Origin of the sequence: Delftia sp. SD018 (assembly GCF_017355445.1) — a bacterium.
In the GTDB taxonomy this organism is placed as follows: Bacteria; Pseudomonadota; Gammaproteobacteria; order Burkholderiales; family Burkholderiaceae_C; genus Comamonas; species Comamonas acidovorans.
In genome coordinates this window covers 485,559-500,556 of record NZ_JADDRN010000001.1, presented here as the reverse complement: position 1 = coordinate 500,556, position 14,998 = coordinate 485,559, and the positions used below count along the sequence as shown (strand labels likewise).

Below are 14,998 nucleotides of genomic sequence, written 5' to 3'. Positions count from 1 at the left end.
CGGGGCGCCGCTAAGCCAAGTGGGAGCGCAATTTTAAGCGAGCGCCCCGAAGATGCGCTTCCCACGGGGCTCTGGACGGCGCGCCGTCTCGGCCCGCGAAGCCAGCCCTCGCCAACGTGGCGGGATCTTACGGAGCCCGGTGAAGGTGCCTTATACAGAAAGAGCACAAACGAGCCAATACGAACAACCCGGCTTTTGAAACGAAATGGTATTGACCTAAAATAGCGCCGCTTCGCGTGTCATTTTTTGTCACACGACTGACATACGGGACCAGCGGCTCACCGGGTTTGGCCTGTAGTGCGGTATGAAGCATCCGAAAACAATGACACAGACATGTCATGCCCCTGCCTTACTGTGGCAGCGGTCTGAAACCGTCACCGAACTAGAGGAGTCCTCATGCAACTGAAGCAACTGGCCATGGCAGCCGCGATCGCGGCCACCACCATCTCGGCACAAGCCCAAACCGAAATCCAGTGGTGGCACTCGATGAGCGCAGCCCTGGGCGACTGGGTGAACGACCTGGCCAAGGAGTACAACGCCAGCCAGACCCAGTACAAGATCGTGCCGACGTACAAGGGCCAGTATGACGAGTCGATGACGGCCGCCATCGCCGCGTTCCGCGCCGGCAACGCGCCTGACATCCTGCAGGTCTTCGAAGTGGGCACGGCCACCATGATGGCCTCCAAGGGCGCCGTGGTGCCCGTCACCAAGATCATGAACGACGGCGGCTTCAAGTTCGACCAGGGCGAGTACATCTCCGCCGTGGCCGGCTACTACACCGCCCCCAACGGCCAGATGATGAGCTACCCGCTCAACAGCTCGACCACCATCTTCTACTACAACAAGGACGCCTTCAAGAAGGCCGGCCTGGACGAGAACAAGCCGCCCAAGACCTGGCCCGAAGTGTTCGCCGCCGCCGAAAAGCTCAAGGCCTCGGGCCACCGCTGCGCACTGACCACGAGCTGGATGAGCTGGACCCAGTTGGAGAGCTTCTCGCTGTGGCACAACACCCTGTACGCGACCAAGAACAACGGCTTTGACGGCACCGATGCCAAGCTGGTGTTCAACTCGCCGCTGCACGTCAAGCACTTCGAGAACCTGGCCAAGGCCGCCAAGGATGGCAGCTTCGTCTACAAGGGCCGCGGCAACGTGCCTGACGCCGCCTTCGCTTCCGGCGAGTGCGCGATGATCACCGGCTCCTCCGGCCTGTACGCCCGCGTGGTCAAGGAAGGCAAGTTCGCCTTCGGCCAGTCGCAACTGCCCTACTACGCCGATGTGAAGGGCGCGCCCCAGAACACGGCCATCGGCGGTGCCTCCCTGTGGGTGATGGCCGGCAAGAGCGCCGAACGCTACAAGGGCGTGGCTGACTTCTTCAACTTCCTGAACAACACCAAGATCCAGTCTGCCAGCCACCAGCGCACCGGCTACCTGCCCGTGACCACCGCTGCGTACAAGCTGACCGAGGCATCGGGCTTCTACGAAAAGCATCCCGGCACCGACACCGCCGTGACGCAGATGATCCGCAAGACCACCGACAAGTCGCGCGGCATCCGCCTGGGCAACTTCGTTCAGATCCGCACCATCATCGATGAGGAAACCGAACAGATCTGGACTGGCAAGAAGACTCCCCAGCAAGCCCTGGACACCGCTGTCACCCGTGGCAACGAGCAACTGGGCCGCTTCGCCCGGGCCAACAAGTAATCCTCCCATGTGATCTGCGGTGTGGCCGCTGCGCAGGCAGCCCGCACCGTGCGTCACAGGCCCGCAACCGGCGGCCCCACGGCCATCCGGTTTGCGGGCTGTTTTGTTCTACCGAGTTCCGTCATGGAAAAACGCGTTCTTTTTCGATCCGCCTGGCTGCCGTGGTTGCTGATAGCACCACAGATGGTCATCGTGCTGGTCTTCTTTTTCTGGCCCGCAGGCCAGGCCATCGTGCAGTCGTTCCAGGCGCAGGATACGTTTGGCTTCTCCACCGAATGGGTGGGGTTTGCCAACTTCCAGCACCTGCTGGATGACCCTGCCTACCTGGCCTCGTTCAAGACCACGGCCATCTTTTCCGTGCTGGTGGCGGTGTTCGGCATTGCGCTGTCGCTGATGCTGGCCATCTTTGCGGACCGCGTGATCAAGGGCGCGCTTGCCTACAAGACCGCCTTGCTGCTGCCCTATGCCGTTGCGCCCGCCGTGGCGGGTGTGCTGTGGGTGTTCATGTTCTCGCCGTCCATCGGCGTCGTGGCCTATGCGCTGCGCATGATCGGCTATGACTGGAACCACCTGCTGAACTCCGGCAACGCCATGACGCTGATCGTCATCGCCGCGATCTGGAAGCAGATTTCCTACAACTTCCTGTTCTTCCTTGCGGGCCTGCAGTCCATCCCCAAGTCGCTGATCGAGGCCGCCGCCATCGACGGCGCAGGCCCCATGCGCCGCTTCTGGGACATCCAGTTCCCGCTGCTGTCGCCCACCACGTTCTTCCTGCTGGTGATGAACGTGGTCTACGCATTCTTCGACACCTTCGGCATCGTGGACGCCACGACCCAGGGCGGTCCGGGACAGGACACCTCCATCCTGGTCTACAAGGTCTATCACGACGGCTTCAAGGCCATGGACATGAGCGGCTCGGCTGCCCAATCCGTCGTGCTGATGGTGATCGTGGTTGCACTGACCGTGATCCAGTTCCGCTATGTTGAGAAGAAAGTGCAGTACTGATCATGGTTGAACGCAGTCCCCTTCTCTCCTTTTTCTCGCACCTGATCATGGTGCTGGGCGTGATCATCGTCGGCTTTCCGCTGTACCTGGCCTTCGTGGCCTCCACGCACACGCCGCAGGACATCATCCAGGTGCCCATGCCCCTGGTGCCCGGCAGCAACTTCTGGGAAACCTACAAGGCCGCGCTGTTCGGCGGCTCGGGCCCCGGCTCCAGCGCGCCCGTGGCACGCATGATGTGGATCAGCTTCGTCTCGGCCATGGTGATCACCGTGGGCAAGATCGCGATCTCGCTGCTGTCGGCCTTCGCGCTGGTGTACTTCCGCTTCCCGTTCAAGAAGATCTGCTTCTGGCTGATCTTCGTGACCCTGATGCTGCCCGTGGAAGTGCGCATCGGCCCCACCTACGAAGTCGTCTCCACGCTGGGCATGCTCAACAGCTACGCCGGCCTGACGATTCCGCTGATCGCCTCGGCCACGGCCACCTTCCTGTTCCGCCAGTTCTTCCTGACGGTGCCGGACGAGCTGGTGGAGGCCGCCCGCATCGACGGCGCAGGCCCCATGCGCTTCTTCAAGGATGTGCTGGTGCCGCTGTCCAAGACCTCGATCGCGGCGCTATTCGTGATCCAGTTCATCTACGGCTGGAACCAGTACCTGTGGCCGCTGCTCGTGACCACCTCGGAAGACATGTACCCCGTGGTCATCGGCATCAAGCGCATGGTGGCCAGCGGCGATACCGGCAACGACTGGAACGTGGTGATGGCGACGGCCCTGCTGGCCATGCTGCCGCCCGCCGCCGTGGTGATCCTGATGCAGCGCTGGTTCGTCAAGGGCCTGGTGGACACCGAAAAGTAAACCGCCCGCCCCCGCCCCAACCCACCGTATAGAACCCCGCAGAGCAAGCGCCAGCGCCCTTCGCTCTGCGACTCAACCAGAATCTTCGTATGGCATCCATTTCCTTTCGCAACCTGATCAAGCGCTACGGCCAGGGCCCGTCGGCCAACCAGGTACTGCACGGCGTCAACGCCGAAATCAAGGACGGCGAGTTCGTCGTCATCGTCGGCCCTTCGGGCTGCGGCAAGTCCACCCTGCTGCGCATGGTGGCGGGCCTGGAGGAGATCTCCGACGGCCAGCTGCTGATCGGCGACAAGGTGGTCAACGACGTGGAACCGGCCAAGCGCGACATCGCCATGGTGTTCCAGAACTATGCGCTGTACCCGCATATGTCGAACTACGAAAACATGGCCTACGGCCTGAAGATCGCCAAGGTGCCGCCCGAGGAGATCAAGCGCCGCGTGGACAAGGCCGCCAAGATCCTGGAGCTGTCGCACCTGCTGGACCGCAAGCCGCGCCAGCTGTCGGGTGGCCAGCGCCAGCGCGTGGCCATGGGCCGCGCCATCGTGCGCCAGCCCAAGGTCTTCCTGTTCGACGAGCCGCTGTCCAACCTGGACGCCAAGCTGCGCGGCCAGACCCGCATCGAGATCCAGAAGCTGCACGCCGAGCTGGGCATCACCAGCCTGTTCGTGACCCACGACCAGGTCGAGGCCATGACCCTGGCCCAGCGCATGATCGTCATGAACGGCGGCGTGATGGAGCAGTTCGGCACGCCCGAAGAGGTCTACCACACGCCCGCCTCCACCTTCGTGGCCAGCTTCATCGGCTCGCCCCCGATGAACCTGCTCAAGAACGCGCCCGGCGGCACGGCCGGCCGCATCCTGGGCATCCGCCCCGAGCACCTGGTCGTCGTCAGCGAAGGCGGCTGGGAAATCAAGGTGGATACCGTGGAAATGCTGGGTGCCGAGCGCCTGGTCTATGGTTCGCTCAATGGCGAGACGATGACAGTGCGCATCGACGAAGGCGCGCCCTTCCCCAAGTCCGGCGAGACCATGCGCGTGCGTCCTTCCGAAGAGCGTCGCCTGCACTGGTTCGACGCAGAATCCGGAAAGCGGATCTGATCCCCTGAAGGCCGGATCTCCGACCTTTTCCAAGAGAGCCCCAGAGGCTCTCTTTTTCCATCCAAGCTCCATTCTTTTGACGGACTCGCCATGACCGAGAACCTGAAATCCTGGCCCTACCCACTGTGGGTGGCCCACCGCGGTGCCGGCAAGCTGGCGCCCGAGAACACCATGGCCGCCTTCCGCCTGGGCGCCGCGCACGGCTATCGCATGTTCGAGTGCGATGCCAAGCTGTCTGCCGACGGCGTGCTGTTCCTGATGCACGACGCCACACTGGAGCGCACCACCAACGGCCACGGCACGGGTGGCGACCTGTCCATGGGCGAGATCGCCCAGCTGGACGCCGGCAGCTGGCACTCGCGCGCCTTTGCGGGCGAGGCCCTGCCCACGCTGGAAGCCCTGGCGCGCTGGTGCCTGGCCAACCACTTCTTCCTGAACGTGGAGATCAAGCCCACGCCCGGCCAGGAAGAGGCCACGGGCCGCGCCACGGGCGAGCTGATGAACCGCATCTGGCCCAGGGACTGCATCCAGCCGCTGTTCACCTCGTTCAAGACCGATGCGCTCAAGGGCGCACGCGACACGGCACCGCACATTCCGCGGGGCCTGCTGGTGGACAAGCTGGCCGATGCCACGGGCGATGCCGACCTGCGCACCGCGCTGGACCTGGGCTGCGCGGCCATGGTGCTCAACCATGCGCTGTGGGATGCCGCTCTGGTCGCCAAGGTGCATGGCGCGGGCCTGCGCTGCAGCAGCTATACGGTCAACGATGAGTGGGCCGCGCAGCGCCTGATCGACCTGGGCACGGACGGCGTCATCACCGACCGTGTCGATATGTTCAGTCCCGCATCGCACTGAGACGGCTGCCGGCTGGCGGGGCCGGACCTTTGGAAACAAACGTCGCGGCGGCCCGCCGCACAATGTGCGTCCATGACACCGCCCCGCCCGTGCCCTCTCCCGCTGCGCCCTACGTGGGCGCAGGCCTTGCGTCAATGCCTGGCCACCGGCCTGATGGTCCTGGCCATGCTGGTCCTCACTGCGCCCGCTCCGGCCCATGCGCAGGACCGCACAGCAACGGCGGCCACGGCGGCGCCCGACGGCCGGCCCGCCCTGCCCAGCGTGGACGATCTGCGCAAGCAGCTGGACGCCATTCCCCGCAAGCTGGCCGAGGACGATGACGGCCGCAAGCTGCTGGACGAGGCTGCGGCCATAGGCACGGCGGCCGACCAGGTCGCAGCCCGCCGCACCGAGGAACTGGCCGACATCGATTCGCGCCTGGCCGGCCTGGGCCCCGCGCCCGAAAAAGGCGCCCCTGCCGATGCGCCCGATGTGGCCGAGCAGCGAGCCAGCCTGGCCAGGCAGCGCAGTGCCGTGGATTCCGAACTCAAACTCGCGCGGCTGGTGTCGGTCGATGCCGACCAGCGCGGCAACGAGCTGATACGCCAACGCCGCGAACAATTCCAGGCCGCGCTGACGGCCCGCACCGACTCGCCACTGGGCCGGCCCTTCTGGCGCAACCTGCGCGCTGCCGCGCCTTTGGACGCGGCGCGCCTGCAGGGCCTGGGGCGCGAGCTGCGCCAGGCCGTCGCCTCCACCATGGCGTCCGATCGCCGGGGCGGCTTCATCGCCAGCCTGGCCGCCGCCTTGCTGATCGCCTTGCTCGGCCCTTGGCTGGCCGAGCGTCTGCTGGTGCGCGCCGCGCCCGCGCGCCTGCCCAGCGGCCGCCTGCGCCGCTCGTTGCGCGCGGCGGCCACCGTGCTGATCAACACGCTGCTGATCGGCCTGGCAGCGCAACTGGCCTGGAGCGTGCTCAAGGCCGGCGATGGCTTCAGCGAATCGCTGGACGCGCTGGCCAAGGCCAGTGTGCAGGTCACGCTGTTCGGCGCCTTCGTGGTGTCGCTGGGCCAGACCCTGCTGTCGCGCAGGCGCAGTTCCTGGCGCCTGCCCGGCGTGTCGGACGAGCTGGCCGAGCGGCTCAGCCCCTATCCCTGGTGGATTGCCGCCGGAGCCGCGCTCAACGGCCTGGTGACCGAAGTCAACGCCATCATCGGCGCCAGCCTGGCCGCCGAGGTCACGGTGCACGCCCTGTCGGCCCTGCTGATTTCGGCCGTGGTCATGCTGGCCCTGCGGCATCTGCGCGCGCCGGCGCCGGTCGCGCAGGAAGACGGCACCCAGGCCGAGCCCGCACCGCCCCGGCCCTTGTGGGTGGGCCTGCTCGTAGCCTGCGCGGCGGTGGCCAGCATTGCCACCATTGCGCTGGCCGTGACCGGCTACGTGGCGCTGGCCGGAACGTTGGCGCGCCAGATGGTGTGGACCGGCGTGGTCTTTGCCACCACCTACCTGCTGTTCCAGCTGGGCGACGATCTGTGCGAGGCCCTGCTGTCGTCCAAGGGCAGCTTCGGCACCCGGCTGAACCAGAGCCTGGGCATCGAGGGCCGGCTGCTGGACCAGGCCTCGGTGCTGGTCTCGGGCCTGCTGCGCGTGGCCCTGTTGTTCTACATGGTGATCGCCCTGCTGGCCCCGCTGGGCACGGGGCCGGACGAGGTGTTTCGCCGCGGCAGCACGGTGAACCACAGCCTCAAGGTGGGCGACTTCACCATGGCGCCGCAGGCCCTGTTCACCGCATTCGCCGTGATCGTCACGGGCCTGATCGTGATCCGCGTGATCAAGCGCTGGCTGACGGACCGCTACTTCCCCAACACCTCGCTGGAGCCGGGCATGCGCAGCTCCATCACCACGCTGCTGGGCTATGTGGGCGGCATCTTCGTGGTGGCCGTGGCGCTGGCGGGGCTGGGCATCAGCGTGGAGCGCATCGCCTGGGTGGCCAGCGCGCTGTCGGTGGGCATTGGCTTTGGCCTGCAGGCCATCGTGCAGAACTTCATCTCGGGCCTGATCCTGCTGGCCGAGCGGCCCGTGAAAGTGGGCGACTGGGTGGTGCTGGGTGATACCGAGGGCGATGTGCGCCGCGTCAACGTGCGCGCGACCGAGATCCAGCTGGGCGACCGCTCCACCGTCATCGTGCCCAACTCGGAATTCATCACCAAGACCGTGCGCAACATGACGCTGGCCGGCGCGCCCGGGCGCGTGCTGCTGCGCCTGCCCGCACCGCTGGACACCGATGCCGAACGCATGCGCACCCTGATATTGGAGGCCTTTCGCACGCATGAAGGCATCCTGGACACGCCCGAGCCTCTGGTGCAGCTCGAAGGCATCGCCAACGGCACGCTGACCTTCCTGGCCATCGGCTACGTGGGCAACCCGCGCAATGCGGGCGGGGTGCGCAGCGATGTGCTGTTCAGCATCCTGGCATCGCTCAAGGGCGCGGGCCTGTACCTGTCGCCACCGGCCACCACCTCGGTGGCGGCGCCGGTGGTGACAGGCATGCCGGGCACGCCAGGCACGCCGCCCATGCCCAGCGACCCCGCCAGCCCGGCCTAGCCTCGCCCGGCCATTTCAGCGCGCACATGCGCCGCAACCACGGCCATCAGCTCACGCAGATGGCCGCGCAGCGGCTCGAAGCCCGCGTTGGGCTCGCGCGTGTCCTCGTCCATGTAGACCGGGCGGCGGATCTCGATCTGCAGGCTGTGCCGGCCCAGGTGCGGCTGGCCTATGCGGCCGATCAGCTCCACGCCCTTGTAGGGCTCGTTGTAGGCCACGCTGTAGCCAAAGCCCGCCAGCGTCTCGCCCACCAGCTGGATGAACTCGGGCGCGCAGGTCGTGCCGTCGCGGTCGCCCAGCACGAAGTCGGCCAGCGGCGGCGCGTCGGTACGGCCCAGGCGCTTGTAGACATCGTTGGGCATGGAGTGCAGGTTCAGGTGCCAGACGCCGCCAAAGCGCTGCACGCTGTCATCGATGGCCTGCGCCAGCGCCGCATGGTAGGGACGCCAGTAGCGCGCGATGCGGTGCTCCACCTCGGCCACCGTGCGCGGGCGTTCATACAGCGGCGTGGCCACGCCGTCCCGGCTGATGCGCTGCCAGATCAGGCCCAGGCCCTGGCGGGTCTTGACGCTGGGCGCCAGGGGCACGGGCCACTGGCCGTCGATCTGGGCGGGGTCCAGGTCGGCCTCGCTGCGGTTGGGGTCGATGTAGGTGCGCGGAAAGGTGGCCTCGATCAGCGTTGCCCCATGCGCGGGCCACTGGTCCCAGAGCGCGGCCACATGCGTGTCCTCGCCACGGCGCAGCAGGGACATGGGCACGGCATGGCCGAAATCCTCGGGATAGGACGTGCCGCTGTGCGGCGAGTCGCAGACGATGGGCAGCACCTCGCCGGTGGCGGGGTGCACCACGACCGGGGTGTCCGGCCGGGGGCGCAGAAAATCGGTCTGTGCCATGCGGTCCATCAGTCGAGCTTGATGTTGGCGCGCTTAGCCACGGCCGTGTAGCGCTCGATGGCGGCCTTGATCTGCTTGGCAAATTCCTCGGGCGTGTTGCCCATGGACTCGCCCGAGATGGATTTTTGCTTTTCCAGGTAGTCAGGCATGGCCATGGCCTTGTGCGCAGCCGCATTGAGCTTGTCGATGATGGGGCGCGGCGTGCCGGCAGGTGCGACCAGGCCGAACCAGCCGCCATCACCCATCTGCGGAAAACCCAGCTCGGTGTAGGTGGGCACGTCGGGCAGCACGTCGGCGCGCTTGAAGGCCAGCACGGCCAGCGGGCGCAGCTTGCCGTCCTTGATGTGGGGCAGCGTGGAGGGTAGGTTGTCCGTCATGGCATTGACCTGGCCGCCCAGCGCGTCGGTGATGGCCTGGCCCGCGCCCTTGTAGGGGATGTGCAGCAGGTCGATACCGGCCAGGTTCATGAAATTCTCGATGTTGGCGTGGCCCAGGGAGCCTGTGCCCGGCGAGGCAAAGCTGTACTTGCCCGGGTTGGCCTTGGCCAGGGCGATGAACTCCTTCATGGTCTTGGCGGGCACGCTGGCGTTGATCACGAACACGCTGGGCACGGACATCACATTGGTGATGGGCGCGAAGTCCTTGATCGGGTCGTAGGGCAGCTTGCGGAAGATGGCCGGGTTGGAGCCATGCGTGCTCACCGTGGCCATGCCGATGGTGTAGCCATCGGCCGCAGCACGCGCAATTTCGGAGGCGCCAATGGAGCCGCCCGCCCCGCCCCGGTTATCCACCACCACGGACTTGCCCAGGATCACGCTCATCTTCTCGGCCAGCAGACGCGCCACCATGTCGGTGGAGCCGCCCGCGCCAAACGGCACGACCAGGCGGATCGGCCGGCTGGGATAGTCGGCAGCCGGGCCCTGGGCCCAGGCGACGGGAGCCAAAAGAGCAGTGGCGGCGCAGGCGGCCAGGCTGGACAACAGGGTGCGGCGCATTGCCATGGTGTGTTTCCTCTCGTGATGGATGAAAGAGCGGCCTGCGGCAGGGCAGGGCTTCGCGGAACAGGCGCCGATTCTGGACAGCCGCCGCACGCGCGAAAAGAGACAAGACGGCAAGCAACTATGACAAACCGTCATAATTGCGTCCGTCATGCGCATGCACTCTCCCTCGCTTTCCGAGCTGCACGCCTTTGCGGCGGCGGCGCGCCTGGGCAGCTACTCGCTGGCAGCCCAGGAGCTGTATGTCACCCAGGGCGGCATCAGCCGCGCCATCGCCCGGCTGGAAGAGCACCTGGGCTTTGCCCTCTTCGAGCGCCAGGGCCGGCGCAGCGTGCTGACCGAGGCTGGCCGTGAATACCTGCAAGCCGTGGAGCCCTCCGTACACGCCATCGAATCGGCCTCGGCCGCCGCACGCAGGCGCCACTTCGGCCCGCAACTGCGGTTGTCGGTCGTTCCCACGCTGTTCAGCCACTGGCTGATTCCACGCCTGCCGCGATTCAATGCCCTGCATCCGGGCATCGTCCTTTCGTTTGCCCCCTACCGGCGCGATGACCCGCTGTCCGCCGCCGAGATCGACGGCTGGCTGCGCGTGGGCAGCGAGCCCTGGCCCGCCCATGTGGTGGCCGACTATGTGGTGGGCCGCGATCTGGTGCCCATCTGCCATCCGCGCGAATTGCAGGGCCCGCAAGCCATTCGCAGCGCAGCGGATGTGCTCGCGCGCCCCTTGCTGTTTCACACCAACTACCCTGGCAACTGGGCGCGCTGGATGAGCCACCTCGGCCTGCCCGGGCCCTGCCCCGCGCCTGCGGCGGACTTCGAACTGGTGGCCCTGCTGGTCCAGGCCGTGGCCGCCGGCATGGGCGTGGCCCTGGTGCAGCGCTGCCTGGTGGAGGAAGACCTGGCCGCCGGCCGCGTGGCCCTTGCCTTGCCTGCACCCGTCCACATCGAACGCGGCTACTTTCTGTGCCGGCCGGCCGCGCGGGCGCCTTCCGAAGCGTTTGTGCAGTTCCGCGCATGGCTGCTGGAGCAGGCCGCGCCGGGTGCCGTGCCTCCAGCCGCAGTCTCAGGCCCCTGATCGCCGGGAGAAACGCCCTCTTCCGTTGATCTGCATCAATCTTTGCTGTCAGCCATCAGCGCCAGCCGCGCGAAAGCACCCACTGGCAAAGCGCCATCACGAGCACCAGGGCGGTGTAGGTGGCCATCTTTGCATCGCGCCCGAACCACCACAAACCGGCCAGCAATACCAGCGCACCAACAACCAAATTGATAGCAACCTGCAACCACCAGGCAAGGGATTGCTGCGATTTTCCATAGATCAAAAGCGCGCACAACATCAGGGCCGGCGACAGGAAAAGTGCAGGCGCCAGGAAGTTCAGCCAATGATTCGTACTCGCAATCCATCCCATGTGCGGGCTCCGATTCCAGGGTGTTGTGATCAGGGATGCCTGAAACTGCGCGAAATTTTATAATCCCGGGTTATGGCAGTCTGGGCACTCGGCATCAACCACCACACGGCTCCGCTTGATATGCGGGGACGTTTCGCGTTCGCGCTTGACCAGATCGTGCCCACGCTGCAGGGTCTGCGCGAATCGCTGACCGGCCCGGGCCGCCAGCACAGCGCCGTCGAGACCGCCATCCTCTCCACCTGCAACCGTACCGAGATCTACTGCGCGGCCGAAATGCCGGCCATGGACCATACCCTGCATTGGCTGGCCAACAGCGGCGGTATTTCGTCCGAATTGCTGCGCTCGCACTCCTATCTGCTGGAAGACGGCCATGTGGCGCGCCATGCCTTCCGCGTGGCCAGCGGGCTCGATTCCATGGTGCTGGGCGAGGCCCAGATCCTGGGCCAGATGAAGAATGCCGTGCGCGCCGCAGAGAACGCAGGCGCCCTGGGAAGCACGCTGAACCAGTTGTTCCAGCGCAGCTTCGCGGTGGCCAAGGAAGTGCGCAGCTCCACCGAGATCGGCGCCCACAGCATCAGCATGGCCGCTGCCGCCGTGCGGCTGGCCGGCCAGCTGTTCGAAGACCTGTCCCAGATCCGCGTGCTGTTCGTGGGCGCGGGCGAGATGATCGAGCTGGTCTCCACCCACTTCGCGGCCCGCCACCCCAAGCAGATCATGATCGCCAACCGCACGCTGGAGCGCGGCGAGAAGCTGGCTGCCCAGTTCGGCGCCGGCACCATGCGGCTGGCCGACCTGCCCGACCATCTGCATGAATACGATGCTGTGATCAGCTGCACGGCGTCCAGCCTGCCCATCATCGGCCTGGGCGCCGTGGAAAGCGCGCTCAAGAAGCGCAAGCACCGCCCCATGTTCATGGTCGATCTGGCCGTGCCGCGCGATATCGAATCCGAGGTCAAGGACCTGCGCGACGTCTACCTCTACACCGTGGACGATCTGGCCACCGTGGTGCGCACGGGCCAGGCCCAGCGCCAGGCAGCGGTCGAGCAGGCCGAAGTCATCATCGACCACGGCGTGCAAAGCTTCATGCACTGGCTGGACCAGCGCCGCCCGCAGGCCGGCGTTGTGCCGCTGATCCGCCAGCTCAACACCCAGACCGATGAATGGCGTGCGCTGGAGATTGCGCGCGCCAAGAAGCTGCTGGCCAAGGGCGAAGACATCGACACCGTGCTGGAGGCCCTGTCGCGCGGCCTCACGCAGAAAATGCTGCACGGCACCCTGGCCGAGCTGCACAAGGGCGATGCCGACCAGCGCAGCCAGACCATGGACACGGTCTCGCGCCTGTTCCTGCGCTCGGCCCAAAGCGGCCCGCGCGGCACGGCCCCCGACAAGGCGCTCTAGCGGCGCTCGCCGCCCCTGCGCAGGGCTGCGTGCCAGCGGGCCTGTGGCGCCCCGGCCGCACTTGCGGCCCCTCCCCGCCCCTCCCGGTTTTTAAGGCCCATCCGCCCTTCCAGGCCCCCACGTTTCCCGCCGCAGTGCTGCCCGAGCAGCCCTTCGCACCACCGCCCCACACCATGCAAGACTTTCTGCGCCAACAACTGGAGCGCTACGCCCAGCGCCTTGAAGAACTCAACTTCCTGCTTTCGCGCGAAGACATCATGGGCGACATGAAGCAGTACCGTGCCATCTCGCGCGAGCACGCGGACGTCACCGCCATTGCAGGCCGCTATGCGCGCCACCGCCAGCGCGAGGCCGATCTGGCCGCCGCGCGGGACATGCTCTCCGACCCCGACATGGCCGACATGGCGCAGGAGGAAATCGCCAGCGCCGAGGCCGAGCTGGTCCAGCTTGAGGACGAGCTGCAGCGCCTGCTGCTGCCCAAGGACCCCGATGACGCGCGCAACGCCTACCTCGAAATCCGCGCAGGCACGGGCGGCGACGAATCGGCCCTGTTCGCAGGCGACCTGGCCCGCATGTACACGCGCCACTGCGACGCCGTGGGCTGGAAGGTCGAGATCATGAGCGCCAACGAGAGCGAGCTGGGCGGCTACAAGGAAGTGGTGTTGCGCGTGGAAGGCTCGGATGTCTACGGTCGCCTGCGCTTCGAATCCGGCGGCCACCGCGTGCAGCGCGTGCCGGCCACCGAGACCCAGGGCCGCATCCACACCAGCGCCTGCACCGTGGCCGTCATGCCAGAGCCGGACGAAACCCAGGCCATCACGCTCAACCCGGCCGACCTGCGCATCGACACCTTCCGCGCCAGCGGCGCCGGCGGCCAGCACATCAACAAGACCGACTCGGCCGTGCGTGTGGTCCACCTGCCCACGGGCATCGTCGCCGAGTGCCAGGACGGCCGCAGCCAGCACAGCAACAAGGCCAAGGCCCTGCAGGTGCTGCAGGCGCGCCTGCAGGAAAAGGAGCGCAGCGAGCGCGAGGCCAAGGAGGCCGCACTGCGCAAGGGCCTGATCGGCAGCGGCGACCGCAGCGACCGCATCCGCACCTACAACTTCCCGCAGGGCCGGCTCACCGACCACCGCATCAACCTCACCATCTACAAACTGCTGGCCGTGATGGAAGGCGACCTGGGCGATGTGCTCGACGCGCTGCAGGCCGCACGCGAGGCCGAACTGCTGGCCGAGCTGCAGGTCAACAACTGAGGCCCGGGCCATGGCCAATCCACCCATCGTCAAAGAAGCGCTGCAGCAGGCCCAGGCCCTGGGGCTTGCGCGCATCGATGCGCAAATGCTGCTGCTGCACGTGCTCGAGCGCCAGTCTGGCGGCCGCGCCTGGCTGCTGACCCATGACGAGGACATGCTGACCGGGCCCCAGGCCGAGGCCTATGCCGCGCTGTGTGCACGCCGCCTTGGCGCAGAACCCGTTGCCTACCTGCTCGGCCACAAGGAGTTCTACGGGCTCGATCTGGCCGTGGACGCGCGTGTGCTCGACCCACGCCCTGATACCGAGACCCTGGTGGACTGGGCACTGGAGCTCATGCCAATCCAGACCCAGGCAGGCCCCGCTTGCCGCGTGGTGGACCTGGGCACCGGCAGCGGCGCCATAGCGCTGGCCCTGCAAAGCCAGCGCCCCGGCGCCACGGTCTGGGCCGTGGATGCCAGCGCCGACGCACTGGCCGTGGCCAGCGCCAATGCCACGCGCCTGCAACTGGGCGTGCAGTTCGCGCATGGCAGCTGGCTCCAGCCGCTGGCAGGGCAGGCACCGTTCGACCTCATCGTCAGCAACCCGCCCTACATCCGTGATGACGATCCGCACCTGCAGGCCTTGGCGCATGAGCCGCTGTCGGCACTGGCCAGCGGTGCCGATGGCCTGGCCGATATCCGCGCCATCATCGCCCAGGCGCCCGCGCTGCTGGCCCGGGGCGGCTGGCTGCTGATGGAGCATGGCTGGGACCAGGCCGATGCCGTGGCCGCCCTGCTGTGCCATGCCGGCTTTGGCGACGTGCAGCATCGCAACGACCTGGGCGGCATTGCCCGCTGCACGGGCGGGCAATGGCAAGGGCAGGCCAGAGCTCTGACCTGAGCTCTGGCCTGGGCGCAGCAATCCCGCATGCTTTCAAAGTCCGCGCCGAGAGTGAAATAATCCCATCCATGCCGC

13 protein-coding genes are annotated in these 14,998 nt (G+C 66.8%); 10 read left to right on the top strand and 3 right to left on the bottom strand.

From position 1 onward, the window contains the following. Positions 1-396 precede the first annotated feature (396 nt). From ugpB to INR38_RS02250, 6 genes are all read left to right on the top strand, one after another. Complete coding sequence (gene ugpB / locus INR38_RS02275; RefSeq protein WP_013800834.1) at positions 397-1,701, top strand: sn-glycerol-3-phosphate ABC transporter substrate-binding protein UgpB; 1,305 nt, start codon at positions 397-399, stop codon at positions 1,699-1,701. A gap of 123 nt (positions 1,702-1,824) precedes the next feature. Then, entirely contained in the window at positions 1,825-2,706 is an 882-nt protein-coding gene (ugpA, locus tag INR38_RS02270; RefSeq protein WP_012207264.1) for a sn-glycerol-3-phosphate ABC transporter permease UgpA, read from the top strand. A 2-nt stretch (positions 2,707-2,708) separates the two neighbouring features. Next, positions 2,709-3,557 (top strand): sn-glycerol-3-phosphate ABC transporter permease UgpE, encoded by an 849-nt coding sequence (gene ugpE / locus INR38_RS02265; RefSeq protein ID WP_012207265.1) that lies wholly within the window; start codon positions 2,709-2,711, stop codon positions 3,555-3,557. Positions 3,558-3,646: 89 nt separating this feature from the next. Beyond that, a complete protein-coding gene (ugpC, locus tag INR38_RS02260; protein ID WP_034396898.1) occupies positions 3,647-4,657 on the top strand; it encodes a sn-glycerol-3-phosphate ABC transporter ATP-binding protein UgpC in 1,011 nt (336 codons plus the stop codon). Positions 4,658-4,747: 90 nt separating this feature from the next. Continuing rightward, positions 4,748-5,512 (top strand): glycerophosphodiester phosphodiesterase, encoded by a 765-nt coding sequence (gene ugpQ, locus INR38_RS02255; RefSeq protein ID WP_207442147.1) that lies wholly within the window; start codon positions 4,748-4,750, stop codon positions 5,510-5,512. A 153-nt stretch (positions 5,513-5,665) separates the two neighbouring features. Continuing rightward, the gene (locus INR38_RS02250) at positions 5,666-8,092 is read left to right on the top strand and encodes a DUF3772 domain-containing protein (RefSeq protein WP_207442160.1); all 2,427 of its coding nucleotides are present in this window, start codon (positions 5,666-5,668) and stop codon (positions 8,090-8,092) included. Here the strand turns inward: INR38_RS02250 and INR38_RS02245 are convergent. Beyond that, entirely contained in the window at positions 8,089-8,994 is a 906-nt protein-coding gene (locus INR38_RS02245; RefSeq protein WP_013800830.1) for an N-formylglutamate amidohydrolase, read from the bottom strand. The two genes, INR38_RS02250 and INR38_RS02245, sit on opposite strands and share 4 nt — an antisense overlap. After that, the gene (locus INR38_RS02240; RefSeq protein ID WP_012207270.1) at positions 8,994-9,986 is read right to left on the bottom strand and encodes a tripartite tricarboxylate transporter substrate binding protein BugE; all 993 of its coding nucleotides are present in this window, start codon (positions 9,984-9,986) and stop codon (positions 8,994-8,996) included. The genes INR38_RS02245 and INR38_RS02240 overlap by 1 nt, the downstream gene beginning before the upstream one ends. Positions 9,987-10,134: 148 nt before the next feature. Between INR38_RS02240 and INR38_RS02235 the strand changes: the two genes are divergently transcribed. Continuing rightward, positions 10,135-11,058: a LysR substrate-binding domain-containing protein gene (locus INR38_RS02235; protein WP_013800829.1), complete on the top strand. Its 924-nt coding sequence runs from the start codon at positions 10,135-10,137 to the stop codon at positions 11,056-11,058. 55 nt (positions 11,059-11,113) lie between these two features. Here INR38_RS02235 and INR38_RS02230 read toward each other — a convergent pair whose 3' ends face one another. Beyond that, a complete protein-coding gene (locus INR38_RS02230; protein ID WP_013800828.1) occupies positions 11,114-11,389 on the bottom strand; it encodes a hypothetical protein in 276 nt (91 codons plus the stop codon). Between the two features lie 72 nt (positions 11,390-11,461). Between INR38_RS02230 and hemA the strand changes: the two genes are divergently transcribed. The 3 genes from hemA (at position 11,462) to prmC (ending at position 14,923) form a co-directional block, all read left to right on the top strand. Beyond that, positions 11,462-12,787: a glutamyl-tRNA reductase gene (gene hemA, locus INR38_RS02225; protein ID WP_012207273.1), complete on the top strand. Its 1,326-nt coding sequence runs from the start codon at positions 11,462-11,464 to the stop codon at positions 12,785-12,787. Between the two features lie 173 nt (positions 12,788-12,960). Beyond that, positions 12,961-14,043 (top strand): peptide chain release factor 1, encoded by a 1,083-nt coding sequence (gene prfA, locus INR38_RS02220; RefSeq protein WP_099735051.1) that lies wholly within the window; start codon positions 12,961-12,963, stop codon positions 14,041-14,043. Positions 14,044-14,053: 10 nt separating this feature from the next. Further along, complete coding sequence (prmC, locus tag INR38_RS02215) at positions 14,054-14,923, top strand: peptide chain release factor N(5)-glutamine methyltransferase (RefSeq protein ID WP_207441784.1); 870 nt, start codon at positions 14,054-14,056, stop codon at positions 14,921-14,923. The last annotated feature ends 75 nt before the right edge of the window (positions 14,924-14,998 follow it).

What these genes read in the sequence shown, in the direction of transcription:
- INR38_RS02245 (WP_013800830.1), bottom strand. Translation starts at nt 8,994, where the DNA reads ATGGACCGCATGGCACAGACCGATTTTCTGCGCCCCCGGCCGGACACC.
- ugpB (WP_013800834.1), top strand. Translation starts at nt 397, where the DNA reads ATGCAACTGAAGCAACTGGCCATGGCAGCCGCGATCGCGGCCACCACC.
- INR38_RS02250 (WP_207442160.1), top strand. Translation starts at nt 5,666, where the DNA reads ATGGTCCTGGCCATGCTGGTCCTCACTGCGCCCGCTCCGGCCCATGCG.
- INR38_RS02230 (WP_013800828.1), bottom strand. Translation starts at nt 11,389, where the DNA reads ATGGGATGGATTGCGAGTACGAATCATTGGCTGAACTTCCTGGCGCCT.
- INR38_RS02235 (WP_013800829.1), top strand. Translation starts at nt 10,135, where the DNA reads ATGCGCATGCACTCTCCCTCGCTTTCCGAGCTGCACGCCTTTGCGGCG.
- ugpE (WP_012207265.1), top strand. Translation starts at nt 2,709, where the DNA reads ATGGTTGAACGCAGTCCCCTTCTCTCCTTTTTCTCGCACCTGATCATG.
- INR38_RS02240 (WP_012207270.1), bottom strand. Translation starts at nt 9,986, where the DNA reads ATGGCAATGCGCCGCACCCTGTTGTCCAGCCTGGCCGCCTGCGCCGCC.
- prfA (WP_099735051.1), top strand. Translation starts at nt 12,961, where the DNA reads ATGCAAGACTTTCTGCGCCAACAACTGGAGCGCTACGCCCAGCGCCTT.
- ugpA (WP_012207264.1), top strand. Translation starts at nt 1,825, where the DNA reads ATGGAAAAACGCGTTCTTTTTCGATCCGCCTGGCTGCCGTGGTTGCTG.
- ugpQ (WP_207442147.1), top strand. Translation starts at nt 4,748, where the DNA reads ATGACCGAGAACCTGAAATCCTGGCCCTACCCACTGTGGGTGGCCCAC.
- hemA (WP_012207273.1), top strand. Translation starts at nt 11,462, where the DNA reads ATGGCAGTCTGGGCACTCGGCATCAACCACCACACGGCTCCGCTTGAT.
- prmC (WP_207441784.1), top strand. Translation starts at nt 14,054, where the DNA reads ATGGCCAATCCACCCATCGTCAAAGAAGCGCTGCAGCAGGCCCAGGCC.
- ugpC (WP_034396898.1), top strand. Translation starts at nt 3,647, where the DNA reads ATGGCATCCATTTCCTTTCGCAACCTGATCAAGCGCTACGGCCAGGGC.